We start from the raw sequence: 14,577 nt of genomic DNA, 5'->3' as shown, positions 1-14,577 counted from the left end.
CATGCCGATCCACCCCGAGATCGCCGCGCTGCTCGCGACGCTCCCCCCGTTCGACCACGGCGCGCCGCCGGACCCGGCGGTGATCCGCGCCATGGACGCCGCGCACGTCCCGCCGGCCGAGGACCGGCTGCCGCTGCACGCCGTCGAGGACGTCGTCGCGTCCACGGCGGCGGGCGAGGTGCCGGTGCGGATCTACACGCCCGTCGAGGCCGACGCGTACGGCCTGCTGGTGTACTTCCACGGCGGCGCGTTCTTCTCCGGCAGCCTGGACAGCCACGACGGGACCGCCCGGGCGCTGGCGAAGGAGACCGGCCACAAGGTCGTCTCGGTCGGCTACCGGCTGGCGCCGGAGGCCGCGTTCCCGGCCGGCCTCCAGGACTGCTACCAGGTGGTCCGCTGGGCCGCCGAGCACGGCGCGGACCTGAGGTGGGACGGCGGGAACCTCGCCGTCGCCGGCGACAGCTCCGGCGGCACCTTCGCCGCCGCGGTCACGGCGCTGGCCCACGACGACGGGTTCGACCGCATCACCCACCAGGTGCTGTTCTACCCGTCCGTGGACCTGGACTTCGACGTCGACCGCTACCCGTCGCGGAAGGAGAACGCCGAGGGGTACGGCCTGGAGACGGCCGGGCTGAAGCCCTGGAACTCGTTCTACGTCGAGGGCGGCGCGGACCCGGCGGACCCGCTGGTGTCGCCGGTCAGGCGCGCGGACCTGTCGGGTCTGCCGCGCGCCCTGGTCGTCACCGCCGAGTTCGACCCGCTGCGGGACGAGGGCGAGCTGTACGGCCGCCGGCTCGCCGAGGCGGGCGTGGACACCACCGTCCGCCGGTACGCGGGCGCCAACCACGGGTTCGTCGTCAACTTCGCCTGGATTCCCGAGTTCCACCAGGTGTTCGAGGAGACGGCCGCCTTCTTGAACGGGAGCTGAGCACCGGAAGGGGCGGCGCGCATCCCACGATGCGCGTCGCCCCTTTCCGTTCCGGCCGGCGTCGGCCGGGATCCGCGCTCAGCGCTCCGCGGCGAACAGCGTGCGGTAGCCGTGCAGGGTGGTGAAGAACGGGGACGGCTCCAGGGTCGGGTCGCCCCGGTAGCCCAGTTCCTCGGCGACCCGCTGGTAGGGCGAGTACGGCGAGTCGGTCTCGGCGAGACCGTCGGCCAGGGCGCGGCGGGCGGCCCCGGCGACCCGGGCCTCGATGTCCAGGCTCTCCTGGAGCGCGCGGCGGGCGCCCTCCTCGTCGAGGCGGACCTCGTACGGCACCCCGTCCGCGCCCCGGTAGGGGTGGCCCAGGTACAGCTCCTTCGGCCGGATCCCGTCCCGCAGGCGCAGCAGGCTCTCGCGGTAGGCGACCGGGTCCTCGTAGCCGGGGAAGCCGTTGGCGGCGCCGTGGATCTGGACGGCGTCGCCGGCGAAGACCGAGTCCTGGCCGTTCACGGCGTAGGCGACCGAGCCGGCGGTGTGGCCGGGGACGGGGTGCGCGGTGACGGTGACGTCGCCGCCGAGGGAGAGCGTCTCGCCGCCCTTGAGCAGGACGGTCGGCTCCATCTCGCCGGAGATGACGGCCCGGGCGGTCTCCGTCTGCTCGTCCTCGCCGTGCGGGTCGTTCAGGTAGCGGCCGCGCACGTCCAGGTAGTTCTCGACGTGGGCGCGGCGGGAGCGCAGCAGGGGGACGTCGGCCTCGTGGAGGACGACCTGGGCCCTGCGGCCGGTCAGCTCCCACAGGGCGTGGGCGCCGCCGAGGTGGTCGATGTGGCCGTGGGTGAGCAGGATCCAGCGGACCTCCTCGACGGAGCGGCCGAGTTTCTCCAGGGCGGGGACCATGCCGCCCTCGGGCGAGGAGGCGATGCCGGTGTCGACGACGGCCGGTTCGGGCGCGTCGATGAAGAAGCTGTAGAGGCCGAAGCGCCCCCACGGCGACCACAGGGGGTGGATGGTGACGTCGTTCGTCATCGATGTCTCTCCTTCGCCGGGACGGGCCCCGGTCTCCGTCGACCGGTCACGTCGACCGGTCTCCGTCGACCGTTTGCCCGAACCATATTAATATAATAATATGCGTTGTTCATGATGGGGAGACCGCTCTGCCGGCACCCACGGGCATCCGTACGGGGAAAGAGGGAGCTGCACGCTGATGGCTGATTTCAAGACGTGGGACGCCGGCGGGGAGAAGATCACCATCCGCAAGGACCTCCGGGTCCCCATGCGCGACGGCATCACCCTGGCGGCCGACGCCTACACCGGCGCCGACCCCGAGGCGCCGCGCCCGGCCCTGGTGGCGCTCAGCCCCTACGGCAAGGAACTCCAGGCCCTCGCCCTCACGACGCCCCCGCAGCGGCGCCCCAGCCCGATGTGGGACGGCTGCATCGAGGCGGGCGACATCGCCCGCGTCGTCAAGGAGGGCTACGTCCACGTCATCGGCGACCTGCGCGGCTCCGGCGCTTCCGAGGGCGAGCACATCGGCAACTACAACGCCGGCGGTGTCCCGCTCGGCCAGGACGCCTACGACGTCATCGAGTGGGTGGCCGCGCAGCCGTGGTGCGACGGCAACGTCGGCATGATCGGCATCTCCTACTTCGGCTCGATGCAGGTGCTGGCCGCCGCCGAGCGCCCGCCGAGCCTGAAGGCGATCTTCGTCAGCGGCGGCCACTACGACTTCTACGAGACGACGTACCACGGCGGCGTCATGTGGTTCATGCCGCGGGCCGCCCGCGAGGGCCGCGGCGGCGACTCCGGCTGGGCCTTCACCGACCGCGTCAGGTCCCGCATGCTGGAGACCTTCTCCGCCGAGGAGATCAAGGAGAAGGTCGACAGGCGGCTCCGCGACCCGGACGTGGCCGCCTGGCCGAACCTGGTCCACGTGCTGAACTACCCGGAGAACCACGAGGCCTGGTTCGACATCGTGATGAACGAGGTCGACGGCGAGTGGTACGAGGAGCGCAACCCCATCACGCTCGCGCCGCGGATCGACATCCCGGTCTGGCTCCAGATCGACCAGGGCCGCGGCTGGACGATGGACGGCACCATCGAGCTCTTCCACGCGCTGAAGGGCCCGAAGAAGCTCGACATCGGCCCCTACCCGCCGATGCAGTCGCGCCCCTTCGTCGAGGAGCACGACAAGATGTTCCGCTGGTACGAGTACTGGATCAAGGGCATCGACAACGGGATCATGGACGAGCCCGCCGTCACCGTCCACGTCGAGGGCTCGCGCGAGACCGTCACCGGGGCGCAGTGGCCCCCGAAGGACGTCGAGCACACGTCGCTCTACCTCCGCCCGCGCCACAAGCTCTCCTTCGAGCCCGAGCCGATGGGCGCCGAGCACGCCGCCCCCGACGGCTTCTACCAGGCGCCGCTGACGGTGACCGACCGGGTGGAGATCCTCAGCTGGAGCACCGCCCCGTTCACCGAGCCCACCGAGATGATCGGCCAGGGCGCGGCGCACCTCTTCGCGGAGATCGACCAGCCCGACACCAACTTCGTCCTGCGCCTGTGGGACGAGGCCCCGCACGGCGGACGGCAGCTCATCACGACCGCCTACCTCAAGGCCTCGCACCGCGAGCTCGACGAGGAGCGCACCACCGAGGGCGACCCCTACCACCCGCACACCCGCGCGGTGCCGGTCGAGCCGGGGAGCATCGAGGAGTACGTGCTGCGCGTCTACCCGTTCGCGGCGACGTTCCTGCCGGGCCACAAGCTGGTCGCGGAGCTGTCCAACGCCGAGCCGCCGGCCGACGAGCACAACGCGCTGCTGCCGCCGGACGCCTTCCACCTGCCGGTTGGCCGCCCCGTGACCCACAAGATCTACCGCGACGCGGCCCACCCGTCGCGGCTGGTGCTGCCCTTCACCACGCGTGAGGCGGCGGCGCGGAAGTAGCCGGACCGGCCGTCACGGGCCGCCCGGTCCGCGCGAGTCGTCCGGGCCGGTTCGGAAGAAGAGTCACGGGATTCTCATCTGCTCCCCATGGCACGACCAGGAACGCACCGCATCATGGTCCAGCTCTCACCGGGAGCGTCGGGTTCCGCATGGTTCGCAGGGAGGCGCCAGCGATGGTCTTGGGCAGTCCGACGGTGCGTCAGGTGACTCGCGCCGGGGGGCGCCCGTGCTGAACGGCGTGCACGACGGGAGGTGCCGATGTACCTGTCCCGGCGCGACGGTCTGGGTGACGGGCCCCTCGACGGCCGACCGGCTCGCGGCCGCCTACGCGCTGGCCGAACGGCTCACGGCCGAGTGGCGCCGGGTCGAGGTGCTCGACCGGTACGACGACCTGGGCGCCGACACCCGGCGCACGGGCCTGCTGGCCGAGGTGCTGGCGCGCAACGGGGTCGTGGCGATCGTCCCGTGCGCCCCGCTGAGCGTCGCCGCCGTCCGCGACCGGCACGCGGCGAGCGGCACCCGGTACGTCGAGGTCCGCGTCAACAAGCGGGACACCCCGGAGCGCACGGCGGCCGCGATGCACGGCCTGCTCGCCGGTCACGGCTGACCGGCGACGCACCCCCTATGCTTCTACGTGCCTGTAGAACCAGTTGGTCACACGCACGTGAAGGAGTGGACGCCACGATGGTGTTCAAACGACTGCTCGGATCGCTCGGCCTCGGCGGACCCACGGTCGACACGGTCCTCGACCCGGGAGCCGCCCGCCCCGGCGGCGCACTGACCGGCCAGGTCCGGCTCAAGGGCGGCGACGCCGACTTCGACGTCGAGCACATCACCCTGGAGCTGGTCGCACGGGTCGAGGCCGAGCACGAGGACGGGGAGAGCGAGGGCGTGGTCGCCTTCGAGCGGTTCACCGTCGGCGGCGGGTTCCGCCTCGCGGCGGGCGAGGAGCGCGGCGTCCCCTTCACCATGGCCCTGCCGTGGGAGACACCCGTCACCGAGCTGTACGGGCAGGGCCTGGGCGTCGTCCTCGGCGTACGGACCGAACTGGCCGTGGCCGGCGCCAGGGACAAGGGCGACCTGGACCGGCTGAACGTCGCCCCGCTGCCCGTGCAGGAGGCGGTCCTCGAAGCGCTCGGGCAGCTCGGCTTCGGCTTCCGGTCCGCCGGCCTGGAGTACGGGCGCATCGGCGGCACCGGCCAGCAGCTGCCCTTCTACCAGGAGATCGAGCTGACCCCGGCGCCGCAGTACGCGCACCAGGTCGACGAGATCGAGCTGACCTTCCTGGCCGGCCCGGCCGGCGTGGAGGTCGTCCTGGAGGCGGACAAGCGCGGCGGCCTCTTCTCCTCCGGCCACGACGCGCTCACCCGCTTCACCGTGGGGCACCACGACTCCCGCGACTGGAACACCGAGGTCGACGGCTGGATCCGCCACCTGGTCGAGCACCGGGCGGCGTACGACTCCCACGCCTCCTACGGACACGCGGGCCACCCCGGACACGGGTACGGCGACCACGACGGCCACCGCTCGGGACCCGGCGTGGGCACCGCCGTCGCCGCGGGCGCGGCCGGGCTCGCGGTCGGTGTCGTCGGCGGCATGGTGGCGGCCGAAGTGATCGACGAGGTGGGCGACTTCTTCGAGGGCGACGACGAGGGGGAGGGCGGGGAAGAGGACTGAGGCGGCGGGCGGAGCGGACGGGAACTCACCGGGCGGCGCACTCGTTTCTACATTGCTGTAGAACTGAACCGGGGAGCCGGCTGCCGCCCGGGCAGGACGGGCCCCGACCGACCGTACGGAGCTCTCATGGCCCTCTGGGACCGCATCAAGGATTCCGCCACTCAGATGCAGACGCAGCTCGTGGCGAAGAAGAACGACCTCAAGAGCGGCGCCTTCCGGGACGCCGCCATGGCGATGTGCGCGCTGGTCGCGGCGGCGGACGGCACCATCGATCCGTCCGAGCGCCGGCGCGTGGCCCAGCTGATCGCCACCAACGAGGTGCTCCAGAACTTCGACGCCCTGGACCTCCAGCGCCGTTTCGACGACAACCTGGACAAGCTCACCGCCGACTTCGACTTCGGCAAGGTCAGCGTGTTGCAGGAGGTCGCCAAGGCCAGGAAGAAGCCCGCCGAGGCGCGCGCCGTCATCCAGATCGGCGTCGTCATCGGCGGCGCCGACGGCGACTTCGACAAGACCGAGCAGGCCGTGGTCCGCGAGGCGTGCTTCGCCCTCGACCTGCCGCCGCACGAGTTCGACCTCTGACCGCCGCGCGGCGGTCCGCGCCTTTCTGAACCGACCCGGTTCAGAAAGGCGTCGCCGCACGCAGGATGAGGACCATCGTCACGGCGGAGTTCGCGGAGGACATCGCGGAGGCGGCCGTTCCCGCCGCCGCGCCCCAGGCCGCCAGGCCGACCGAGGTGAACACCGGCGGCCAGCTGCGCACCGCGGGCGCCGGGCCGAGCAGGGCCGCCACCCTGCGCGGCACGGGTCCCGGCGCCGGCCCGGGCGCCGCGAAGCCCGCGAGCGTGGCCACGGGGGTCCCGCGGGAGACGAGGGCCGCCTTGCCGATCGCGCACGCCACCGTACGGCGGCTGCCGACGGCGTCGGCCGCCTCCTCGTCCGCCCACCGCTCCGCCGTGTAGGCCACCGCCGTGCACAGCGGCCGCAGGAACGGGTTGGCCCGCGCGGCCAGCCGGACGGCGAGCAGGAACCGGTGGTGCCGGGCGGTGAGGTGGGCCCGCTCATGGGCGAACAGGGCGCGCCGCTCGGCCGGTTCGAGGCGGTCCAGCAGGCCGGTGGTCACCACGATCCGGTCGCGGCGACGGCCCGGCAGCGCGTACGCGTACGGAACGTCGTCCGGCAGGACCGCCACCTGTGTGCCCGGCATTCCGGCGAGCGCGCGGTGCGCCCGGCGGCGCACCCGGCCGTGCCGCCACAGGGTCCGGCCGCAGGCCACCACCACCGCGCACAGCGCGGGGATGGCCGCCTTGCCGGCGACCTCGTCGTACGGGACGGCCGCCCGCACCTCGGGGTCCGACCAGCCGTCGGGCAGCGGGTTGCCGGGCAGCTGAGCGGTGCCGACCACCATCACCAGGCCCAGGCACACCGAACTGCACACCGCCATGACCGCGGCCACCCCGGTCAGCAGCCTCGTCGCGGTCCGCGGATGCAGCCGCTGCTCGGCCAGGCGCGCGATCGGCCAGGCGCTCAGCGGCAGGACCAGCGGCAGAAAGACGAACACCCCCATGAGGCTTCAGCCGTCTCCTTCGCTTCCCTCGCCGTGCCCGCGCCCCTCGCCGAGTCCGCCTGCCTCGCCGTGCCCGGTTCCGTCGTCCGCGGGCCGGCCCAGCAGTTCGCGCAGCAGCCGCTCGTCCTGCGGGCCGAGGCCGGTGACGAAGCTGGCCAGCACCGCTTCCCGGTCGCTCTCGGCGTCCAGCACCTTGCGCATCCGGTGCGCGGCCAGGCCCGCCTGGTCCGAGGCGGGCGTCCAGGCGAAGGACCGGCCGGCCCGCTCCCGCGTGACGGCGCCCTTGGCCAGCAGCCGGGTCAGGATGGTGATCACCGTCGTATAGGCGAGGTCCCCGCCCAGCCGCTCCTGCACCCAGCCCGCGGTCGCCGGGCCGTCCGCCTCCCGCAGCGCGGACAGGACGAGCGACTCCAGCTCGCCCTGTCCGCGCCGCCGGGCACGCTGCCGGTGATCCGTCACGTCCGTCTCCTCTCCGCCGGCCCCGAGTTCACGAGCGGTCCATCGTAGGGGCACCCGGCGGCCGCCCTCCGCACCCCGCCACCCCGCACCGGGCTCAGCCGTGCAGGGCGCGGTACGCCGCGGCCGCGCCCGGGTGCAGGGGGACGGCGCCGGTGCCGATCAGGCTGCCGACGTCGAGGAACTGGGTGCCGACGGCGTTGTCGGGGACGAGGGCGGACGCCCGCAGGACGAGCAGCCGGGTGACCGCCTCGGCGACGGCGCGGGGCAGGTCGGGGCGGCTCACCAGCAGGTTGGACACGCCGATGGTGGCGACTCCGCCCGCCGTCCGGTACGCGCTCTGCGGCAGGGTCACCTCCTCCAGGCCGGAACCGGCCCGGCCGTCGGCGCCGCCGAGCCGGGGCAGCAGGCCGGCCAGTGGCAGGAAGCGCAGGCCGGGGCGGTCGTCGAGGCCGGACAGGACGGGCAGCGGTACGCCGCCCGCGACGAGCAGGGCGTCGACCGAGCCCGCCCGCATCGCGTCCGCCGCGTCGGCCAGCGGGAGGTGGAGCACCGGCACGTCGGTGCCGGGTGTGAGGCCCGCGGCGTGCAGGATCCGCTCGCCGAGCACGGCCGCGCCCGATCCGGCCGCGCCGAGCGAGACGGTGTGTCCGGCCAGGTCGGACACCGCGCGCACGGGCGAGTCGGCGCGGACGACGAACTGGAGGTAGGTCTCGTACACCCGGCCGATCGCGCGCAGGGGCACCGGCTGCGGGAAGAGCGCGGTGCCCCGGGCCGCCCGCGCGGTGTCGGTGAGGACGAGTGCGAGGTCGGCGCGGCGGTCGCGGAGCAGTGCGATGTTGGTGACGCTGCCCGCGGTGGTGCGGACGCGGCAGCTCAGCCGGGGGTGCTCCGCGTGGAGTTCGGTGGCCAGGAGGCGGCCGAACGCCTCGTAGAACGCCGTGGGCTCACCGGTCGCGAAGCGCAGGACGCCCCTCGGACCGGGACGCTGCCGGGAGGTGTCGGCCGTGAGCACCCCGCCGAGGACCGCGGCGGCCGCCGTGCCGAGGCCGGCGTGGAGGACGGTGCGGCGGTCCACAGGCTGGGGACGGTCATGGGGACAGGGGCGGGGGCGGGGGCGGGTCATGGCGCGTCTCCGTGCGGATCGGCGCCCGCCGCGGTGCCCGCGGTCGCCGCGCGCGGCAGCACCGCCCTGGCGCGCAGCCCCCGCGGCCGGGCCGGCGCCAGTTCCAGCCGGCCTCCCCGCCCCGCCAGCAGTTGCTCGGCGATGGCCAGGCCCAGGCCGGTCCCCGTCGTCCCGGCCCGGCGCTGGCGGCCCGAGCGCCAGAAGCGGGTGGTGGCCAGCGCGAGCTCCTCCGGGTCCAGGCCGGGGCCGTCGTCGGTCACCGTGAGGACCGCGAGCGGGCCCTCGGCGGTGCAGCGGAGCGAGATCCCGGCGCCCGGACCCGCGTACTTGATGGCGTTGTCCAGGAGGACGTCCGCGACCTGGGCGAGTTCGCGGTCCGTGCAGGCGGCCGGGACCGGGGCCGCGGCCGCCCGCAGGACCAGGCGGGCTCCGGCGCGGTGGGCGACCGGCTCCCACAGGCGGTGCCGGTCGGCCGCCACCGCCGTGGCGTCGCAGCGGGCGCCCGACCCGTCGGTCACCGTCAGCTCCCCGGCCCGGTGCTCCGCTGCGGCGAGGGCCAGCAGGTCGTCCAGGAGGGTCTCCAGGCGGTCGAGCTCGGTGGTGACCCCGGTGTACGTGCGGTCGGCGGACGGCGGCAGATGGGTGTGCAGGGCGTCGACGCGGAGCCGGAGCGCCGCCATGGGGTTGCGCATCTGGTGGGAGGTGTCGGCGACGAGCCGGCGCTGCTGCTCCAGGGCCGCCGTGACCGTACGGGCCATGCGGTTGAAGCCGGTCGCGAGCCGGCGCAGTTCGGGCGGGCCGCCGGCCCGGGTCTGTTCGGGCGGCAGCCCCGCGGCGAGCCGGCCGACGGCCCGGTCGAGGCGGCGCAGCGGGCTGACCACCCACCCCGTGGCGGCCCGGGCGAGGACCGTGCAGGCCACGGCGACCAGGGCGGTCCCGGCGAGGACGGCGGCCCAGCGCCGGGTGATGTCCTCCGCCGCGTTGCCGACCGAGGCCCGCAGCACGACGGCCCCGGAGACCCGGGTCCCGGTGCTCGCGGGCTCGGCGAACATGCGGTACCCCCGCGACCAGGGGCGGAGCGTGTCCGTGGGGTGCGCGGTCTGGTTGCGCAGGGCCGCGTCGAGCAGCCGGGCGACGGCGGGATCGGCGGCCCGCATGCCGCCGGTCTGGACGACGGGGCGGCGGCGCGTGTCGGTGACGACGAGCGGTTCCCCGTACAGCCGGGTGTAGCGCCGCGCCTCGGCGGCGACGGCCGAGGTGTCCCCGGTCGCCGCGGCCTGGTCCACGAGGGACGCGAAACGGTCGAGGTCGGCGCTGCGGGCGAGGACCAGCTGCTGGGTGCGGTCGGACGCGGTGACCAGCAGCAGCGGCACGGCGAACGCGGCCACCGCGATCACGACGAACACCAGGAGCGCGGCCTGGACCCGGGTACGCACGCGTCAGCTCCTCAGTCGCCGGGGTGCCCGGAGTCCCCGAAACGGTAGCCGAAGCCGCGGATCGTGGTGATCAGTTCCGGGTGGCGCAGCTTGGCGCGCAGCTGGGTGAGGTGGACGTCCAGGGAGCGGGAGGTGGACGTGGTGTGGCGGGAGGCGCCCCACACCTCGTCCAGGAGCTGCTCTCGGCTGACCGCCGTGCCGGCGCGTCCGGCCAGCACGGCGAGGATGTCGAACTCCTTGGTGGTCAGGTCCGCCTCCGCCCCGCCGACCCGGACCCGGCGCGCGTCGAGGTCCACCTCGACGTCACCGGCCCGCACCGTCCGTACGGGGGAGGCGCCCCGCGTCGCGTTGCGGCGGGTGACGGCGTCGATGCGGGCGAGGAGCTCGGCGAGGCGCACCGGCTTGACGAGGTAGTCGTCGGCCCCGAGCCGCAGTCCGCGCACGACCGAGCGCTCGTCGCCGCGGGCGGTGAGCACCACCACCGGCAGGTCGCTGACCGCCCGCAGGGCGCGCAGCACGTCCAGACCGTCGGTGTCGGGCAGGCCCAGGTCGAGCAGGAGCAGGTCGGAGCTGCGGTGGTAGGTCAGCACCTCCCTGCCGTACCGCACCCGCCGGGTGACGTGGCCATGGTCGTACAGGACCTCGACGAGCGCCGCGGCCACGCCGTCGTCGTCCTCGGCCAGCAGTATCTGCACCCGGCCACCTCCTTTCGGCCACCCCGTCAGCCGAATGTAGACCACACCGGCCACGCGCCCGCCGGAGTGTTAAGGGGAGGTTAGTTCTGCGTCCGGACCCCTCGTCCCCGGTACGGCGCCCGGCCAGGCTGCACGGCACCCAGCAGCCCGGAAGGACGCCGCACATGATCATCGACTGTCACGGTCACCGCACGACCGCCCCGCCGGCCCTCCAGGCGCGGCGCACCCGGCAGACCGCCTCCCCCACCGGCCCGTCGGCCGCCCCGGCCCGCGCGGACCTGCGCATCGTCGACGACGCGCCGCGCGAGACCGTCGCGCCGCGCGAGACCGTAGCGCCGCGCGAGACCGTAGCGCCGCGCGAGACCGTCGCGCCGGACCCGGCCGCGCTGTCCGCCGACCGCCTGGCGGCGGTCCAGGAGCGCGACGCGCGCGCCGCGCACCCCCGCCCGGACGCCCCGGACGCCCCGGACGCCCTGGGCACCCCGGACGCCCTGCTGAAGCGCCAGGGCCGGTGAGCCGCGTGAACGCTCCCTCCCCCCAGGCTCCTCCCGCCGCCAAGACGCCCGGCTGGCTGGACTGGTACCGGAACCCGTCCGCACCGGCCTTCCGGCTGCCGGCGGGGACCGTCGACGCCCACTGCCACGTCTTCGGCCCGCAGGCGGAGTTCCCCTTCGCGCCGGAACGCAAGTACACGCCCTGCGACGGCGGCAAGGACGACCTGTTCGCGCTCCGCGACCACCTGGGCGTCGCCCGCAACGTCATCGTGCAGGCCACCTGCCACGGCGCGGACAACAGCGCCATGGTCGACGCCGTCCGCGCGGCCGGCGGCAGGGCCCGCGGCATCGCGACCGTCCGCCCGGACATCGGCGCGGACGAGCTGCTCGCGCTCGACGCGGCGGGCGTGCGCGGCGTGCGGTTCAACTTCGTACGGCGCCTGGTCGACACCTCGCCCCAGGACGACCTGCGCACGATCGCGCGGAAGGTCGCCCCGCTGGGCTGGCACGTCGTCCTCTACTTCGAGAGCGCCGACCTGCCCGAACTGGAGGGCTTCTTCCGGTCGTTGCCGGTCCCGCTGGTGGTGGACCACATGGGGCGGCCGGACGTGACCCGGCCGGCGGACGGGCCGGAGTTCACCCGGTTCCTGCGCTTCGCCGAGGCCGACGACGTCTGGGTGAAGGTCACCTGCCCCGAACGCCTCAGCGTGACCGGCCCCGCGGCCCTGGACGGCGAACGGCACCCCTACAGGGACGTCGTCCCCTTCGGCCGCCGGGTCGTGCAGGAGTTCCCCGACCGGGTGCTGTGGGGCACCGACTGGCCGCACCCCAACCTCACCGACCACATGCCCGACGACGGACTCCTCGTCGACCACGTGCCGCAGGTGGCGGTCACCGAGGAGCAGCGGCACAAGCTGCTCGTCGCCAACCCCATGGCCCTGTACTGGCCCGACGAGGACCTCTGACGTCCCCGGGCCACCCGCTCCGAGATCCCCTCCCCGACTCCGACAAGGGCCGCTCATGCACCACTCCAACGCGCTGAACCGGCTGGACAGGCTTCCGGTCTCCCGGTTCCACAAAGTCACCCTGCTCGCCGTCGCCTTCGCCTACTTCTTCGAGTTCGCGGACATCAACAGCTTCGCCACCACCGCGCCGAAACTGATCACACTGTGGGGCGTGACGGTCGACCAGATCGCCTACGTCACCTCCCTGTCGTTCGTCGGGATGTTCGTCGGGGCGATCGTCGCCGGGTCCATCGCCGACCGGTGGGGCCGCAAGCGGGCGCTGCTGTGGACGACGCTGTCGTTCGGCATCTCCTCGTTCGCGGCGGTGTTCGCCTGGGACCTCGTGTCGCTCGGCGTGTTCCGCGTGCTGACCTCGGCGGGCCTGTCGGCCATGACCGTCGTCGGCGTCGTCTACGTCAACGAGATGTACCCGTCCGCGATCCGCGGCAAGTACCAGGCGTACGCCATCGTCATCGGCATCTGCGGCACGCCCGTCACCAACCTCATCGCCAGCGCGGTCGTCCCGCTCAACGACTGGTCGTGGCGGCTGGTCTACCTCTGGGGCTCCCTGGGCGTCCTGCTCGTGCTGTTCGCCCGGCACCTCAAGGAGTCGCCGCGCTGGCTGGAGAGCAGGGGCGAGCACGCCGAGGCCGACGCGGTCCTGAGGGAGATCGAGGCGAGCGTCGCGGCGGAGAAGGGCCCCCTCCCCGAGCCCGCGCCCCCGGTCGCCGAGACCCCGTCGACGAAGGCGCCGCTGCGGCTGCTCCTGCGGAAGAAGTACCTGCTCCCGACGCTGCTGCTCACCGTGCTGTGGACGACGCAGACCATCGGCTTCTTCGGTTACTCCAGCTGGGCGCCCACCCTGCTGGCCAAGGAGGGCTTCAGCGTCGAGAAGTCCGTCTTCTACGTGGCGCTCACCACGGTCGGCGCGCCGCTCGGCTGCTACCTGGCCTCCCTCGTCACCGACCGGTTCGAACGCAAGTGGTGCCTGGTCGCCTTCGGCACGGTGATCGCCGGCTGCGGCCTGCTGTACGGGCTCACCTTCGACCCCGTCCTCATCATCGTGTTCGGCTTCCTCGTGAACCTCTTCGAGCGCGGCTACACCGCCCTCGCCTACGCCTACTCCCCCGAGCTGTTCGACACCCGCGGCCGCTCCCTGGGCACCAGCGTCTCCTACGGCTTCGGCCGTCTGTCGAACGCCGCCGGCCCGCTGATCGTCGCCGCGCTCTACAACGGCCACGGCTACCGGAGCGTCTTCTGCTTCATCGCCGGCACCTGGCTGGTCGGCGCGGTCACCCTGGCCGTCTTCGGCACCCGCACCCGCTCGGCGCGCCTCGCCGCGACGGCCCGGCAGCAAGAGGGTGCGCCGGCCTGAACGGGCGGCGGTGCCGGCCGGGACCGACCGGGACGGTGGTCCACCGGGCCGCGGCGGGCGTCGCGCGACCGGCCGGACCGGTGTGGTCTTCGTCTCGCCGTCGCCGGTCCGGCGGGCCCGCCGGCGTCCCGCCCACGGTGGCCGCCGGGCTGCCGCCCCGGCCCGTCGGCGGAGGTCAGGGCAGTGCGGCCCGGGACACCCGGCGGCGACCCTGCGGTCCGGGCGGGGCAATACCTGTGGCCGTGAAGTGAGGAATTGACACGGGACCCCGGGAATATTCCCCACGCAGCGGGCAGAGCGGAAATATCTGGCGGGCGGGGCCGAAGCCGACATGCTAGTGTCGACGCCAGTTGCAGTTTTGGTTGCCTGGAGGTTTTTCCGACGGGGTGATCATCGCGGCGACCGGAGCGCGCACAGGGCGTGTTCCGAGCACCGTCCCAGAGGAGATTCTCATGGCTTCCGGCACCGTCAAGTGGTTCAACGCGGAAAAGGGCTTCGGCTTCATCGAGCAGGACGGCGGCGGCCCCGACGTCTTCGCCCACTACTCGAACATCAACAGCCAGGGCTTCCGCGAGCTTCTGGAGGGCCAGAAGGTGACGTTCGACATCGCGCAGGGCCAGAAGGGCCCGACGGCCGAGAACATCACCGCGGCCTGACGTCGTCGTCCCTGACGTCATACTTCGCAGCTGGGGCCCGCACCTTGGGGTGCGGGCCCCAGCTCGCTGCGTTTCAGGGCAACCCGGGCAATTTCCCCCCGGACCGGAAGCCGCTATTTCCCGTGCGACTTCCCACTTCCCCTGCCCATCATTTCCGGCACGTTCTCGCGATTCTCTGCGCCGCTCCATTGCTGCGGGAATTCCTTGGTACGCGCCGCGTCGAGG

General features: G+C 73.6%; 15 protein-coding genes. 9 read left to right on the top strand and 6 right to left on the bottom strand.

Annotation, left to right across the window (positions count from 1 at the left end; all coding sequences use genetic code 11):
• The first annotated feature begins 1 nt into the window (after position 1).
• On the top strand, positions 2-928 hold the full coding sequence (locus ACZ3KJ_RS07535; RefSeq protein WP_467525361.1) for an alpha/beta hydrolase: 927 nt from the start codon (positions 2-4) through the stop codon (positions 926-928).
• Positions 929-1,006: 78 nt separating this feature from the next.
• On the opposite strand, the gene ACZ3KJ_RS07530 is transcribed toward ACZ3KJ_RS07535, so the two are convergent.
• Complete coding sequence (locus tag ACZ3KJ_RS07530; RefSeq protein WP_467525360.1) at positions 1,007-1,948, bottom strand: MBL fold metallo-hydrolase; 942 nt, start codon at positions 1,946-1,948, stop codon at positions 1,007-1,009.
• A 178-nt stretch (positions 1,949-2,126) separates the two neighbouring features.
• Between ACZ3KJ_RS07530 and ACZ3KJ_RS07525 the strand changes: the two genes are divergently transcribed.
• From ACZ3KJ_RS07525 to ACZ3KJ_RS07510, 4 genes are all read left to right on the top strand, one after another.
• Positions 2,127-3,866, top strand: a complete 1,740-nt coding sequence (locus ACZ3KJ_RS07525; RefSeq protein WP_467525358.1) for a CocE/NonD family hydrolase — start codon at positions 2,127-2,129, stop codon at positions 3,864-3,866.
• A 286-nt stretch (positions 3,867-4,152) separates the two neighbouring features.
• Entirely contained in the window at positions 4,153-4,473 is a 321-nt protein-coding gene (locus ACZ3KJ_RS07520) for a P-loop NTPase family protein (protein ID WP_467525356.1), read from the top strand.
• 77 nt (positions 4,474-4,550) lie between these two features.
• Entirely contained in the window at positions 4,551-5,543 is a 993-nt protein-coding gene (locus ACZ3KJ_RS07515; RefSeq protein WP_467525355.1) for a sporulation protein, read from the top strand.
• Between the two features lie 126 nt (positions 5,544-5,669).
• The gene (locus tag ACZ3KJ_RS07510) at positions 5,670-6,125 is read left to right on the top strand and encodes a tellurite resistance TerB family protein (protein ID WP_467525354.1); all 456 of its coding nucleotides are present in this window, start codon (positions 5,670-5,672) and stop codon (positions 6,123-6,125) included.
• A 40-nt stretch (positions 6,126-6,165) separates the two neighbouring features.
• Here ACZ3KJ_RS07510 and ACZ3KJ_RS07505 read toward each other — a convergent pair whose 3' ends face one another.
• The 5 genes from ACZ3KJ_RS07505 to ACZ3KJ_RS07485 form a co-directional block, all read right to left on the bottom strand.
• Complete coding sequence (locus ACZ3KJ_RS07505) at positions 6,166-7,110, bottom strand: M56 family metallopeptidase (RefSeq protein WP_467525352.1); 945 nt, start codon at positions 7,108-7,110, stop codon at positions 6,166-6,168.
• A gap of 6 nt (positions 7,111-7,116) precedes the next feature.
• On the bottom strand, positions 7,117-7,569 hold the full coding sequence (locus tag ACZ3KJ_RS07500) for a BlaI/MecI/CopY family transcriptional regulator (protein WP_467525350.1): 453 nt from the start codon (positions 7,567-7,569) through the stop codon (positions 7,117-7,119).
• A 94-nt stretch (positions 7,570-7,663) separates the two neighbouring features.
• Positions 7,664-8,692 carry a TAXI family TRAP transporter solute-binding subunit gene (locus tag ACZ3KJ_RS07495; protein WP_467525348.1) on the bottom strand — a complete coding sequence of 343 codons (1,029 nt, stop codon included), beginning with the start codon at positions 8,690-8,692 and terminating at the stop codon, positions 7,664-7,666.
• Positions 8,689-10,128: a sensor histidine kinase gene (locus ACZ3KJ_RS07490; RefSeq protein ID WP_467525347.1), complete on the bottom strand. Its 1,440-nt coding sequence runs from the start codon at positions 10,126-10,128 to the stop codon at positions 8,689-8,691. Before ACZ3KJ_RS07490 ends, ACZ3KJ_RS07495 begins: the two co-directional genes overlap by 4 nt.
• Positions 10,129-10,139: 11 nt before the next feature.
• Positions 10,140-10,823, bottom strand: a complete 684-nt coding sequence (locus tag ACZ3KJ_RS07485; RefSeq protein WP_467525346.1) for a response regulator transcription factor — start codon at positions 10,821-10,823, stop codon at positions 10,140-10,142.
• A gap of 164 nt (positions 10,824-10,987) precedes the next feature.
• On the opposite strand from ACZ3KJ_RS07485, the gene ACZ3KJ_RS07480 reads away from it, so the two are divergent.
• The 4 genes from ACZ3KJ_RS07480 (at position 10,988) to ACZ3KJ_RS07465 (ending at position 14,352) form a co-directional block, all read left to right on the top strand.
• On the top strand, positions 10,988-11,338 hold the full coding sequence (locus tag ACZ3KJ_RS07480) for a hypothetical protein (RefSeq protein ID WP_467525344.1): 351 nt from the start codon (positions 10,988-10,990) through the stop codon (positions 11,336-11,338).
• 5 nt (positions 11,339-11,343) lie between these two features.
• Positions 11,344-12,282, top strand: a complete 939-nt coding sequence (locus tag ACZ3KJ_RS07475; RefSeq protein WP_467525342.1) for an amidohydrolase family protein — start codon at positions 11,344-11,346, stop codon at positions 12,280-12,282.
• Positions 12,283-12,337: 55 nt separating this feature from the next.
• On the top strand, positions 12,338-13,696 hold the full coding sequence (locus tag ACZ3KJ_RS07470) for an MFS transporter (RefSeq protein ID WP_467525340.1): 1,359 nt from the start codon (positions 12,338-12,340) through the stop codon (positions 13,694-13,696).
• Between the two features lie 452 nt (positions 13,697-14,148).
• Positions 14,149-14,352 carry a cold-shock protein gene (locus tag ACZ3KJ_RS07465; protein ID WP_384965179.1) on the top strand — a complete coding sequence of 68 codons (204 nt, stop codon included), beginning with the start codon at positions 14,149-14,151 and terminating at the stop codon, positions 14,350-14,352.
• Positions 14,353-14,577: the final 225 nt, after the last annotated feature.

Source organism: Streptomyces sp. NPDC003248 (assembly GCF_055563235.1).
The sequence above is the reverse complement of the archived record's forward strand: the minus strand, read 5'-3'. Positions and strand labels throughout refer to the sequence as shown.

Coding starts and splice junctions, on each gene's coding strand:
- ACZ3KJ_RS07535 (WP_467525361.1), top strand. CDS start 2: ATGCCGATCCACCCCGAGATCGCCGCGCTGCTCGCGACGCTCCCCCCG.
- ACZ3KJ_RS07530 (WP_467525360.1), bottom strand. CDS start 1,948: ATGACGAACGACGTCACCATCCACCCCCTGTGGTCGCCGTGGGGGCGC.
- ACZ3KJ_RS07525 (WP_467525358.1), top strand. CDS start 2,127: ATGGCTGATTTCAAGACGTGGGACGCCGGCGGGGAGAAGATCACCATC.
- ACZ3KJ_RS07515 (WP_467525355.1), top strand. CDS start 4,551: ATGGTGTTCAAACGACTGCTCGGATCGCTCGGCCTCGGCGGACCCACG.
- ACZ3KJ_RS07510 (WP_467525354.1), top strand. CDS start 5,670: ATGGCCCTCTGGGACCGCATCAAGGATTCCGCCACTCAGATGCAGACG.
- ACZ3KJ_RS07505 (WP_467525352.1), bottom strand. CDS start 7,110: ATGGGGGTGTTCGTCTTTCTGCCGCTGGTCCTGCCGCTGAGCGCCTGG.
- ACZ3KJ_RS07495 (WP_467525348.1), bottom strand. CDS start 8,692: ATGACCCGCCCCCGCCCCCGCCCCTGTCCCCATGACCGTCCCCAGCCT.
- ACZ3KJ_RS07480 (WP_467525344.1), top strand. CDS start 10,988: ATGATCATCGACTGTCACGGTCACCGCACGACCGCCCCGCCGGCCCTC.
- ACZ3KJ_RS07470 (WP_467525340.1), top strand. CDS start 12,338: ATGCACCACTCCAACGCGCTGAACCGGCTGGACAGGCTTCCGGTCTCC.
- ACZ3KJ_RS07465 (WP_384965179.1), top strand. CDS start 14,149: ATGGCTTCCGGCACCGTCAAGTGGTTCAACGCGGAAAAGGGCTTCGGC.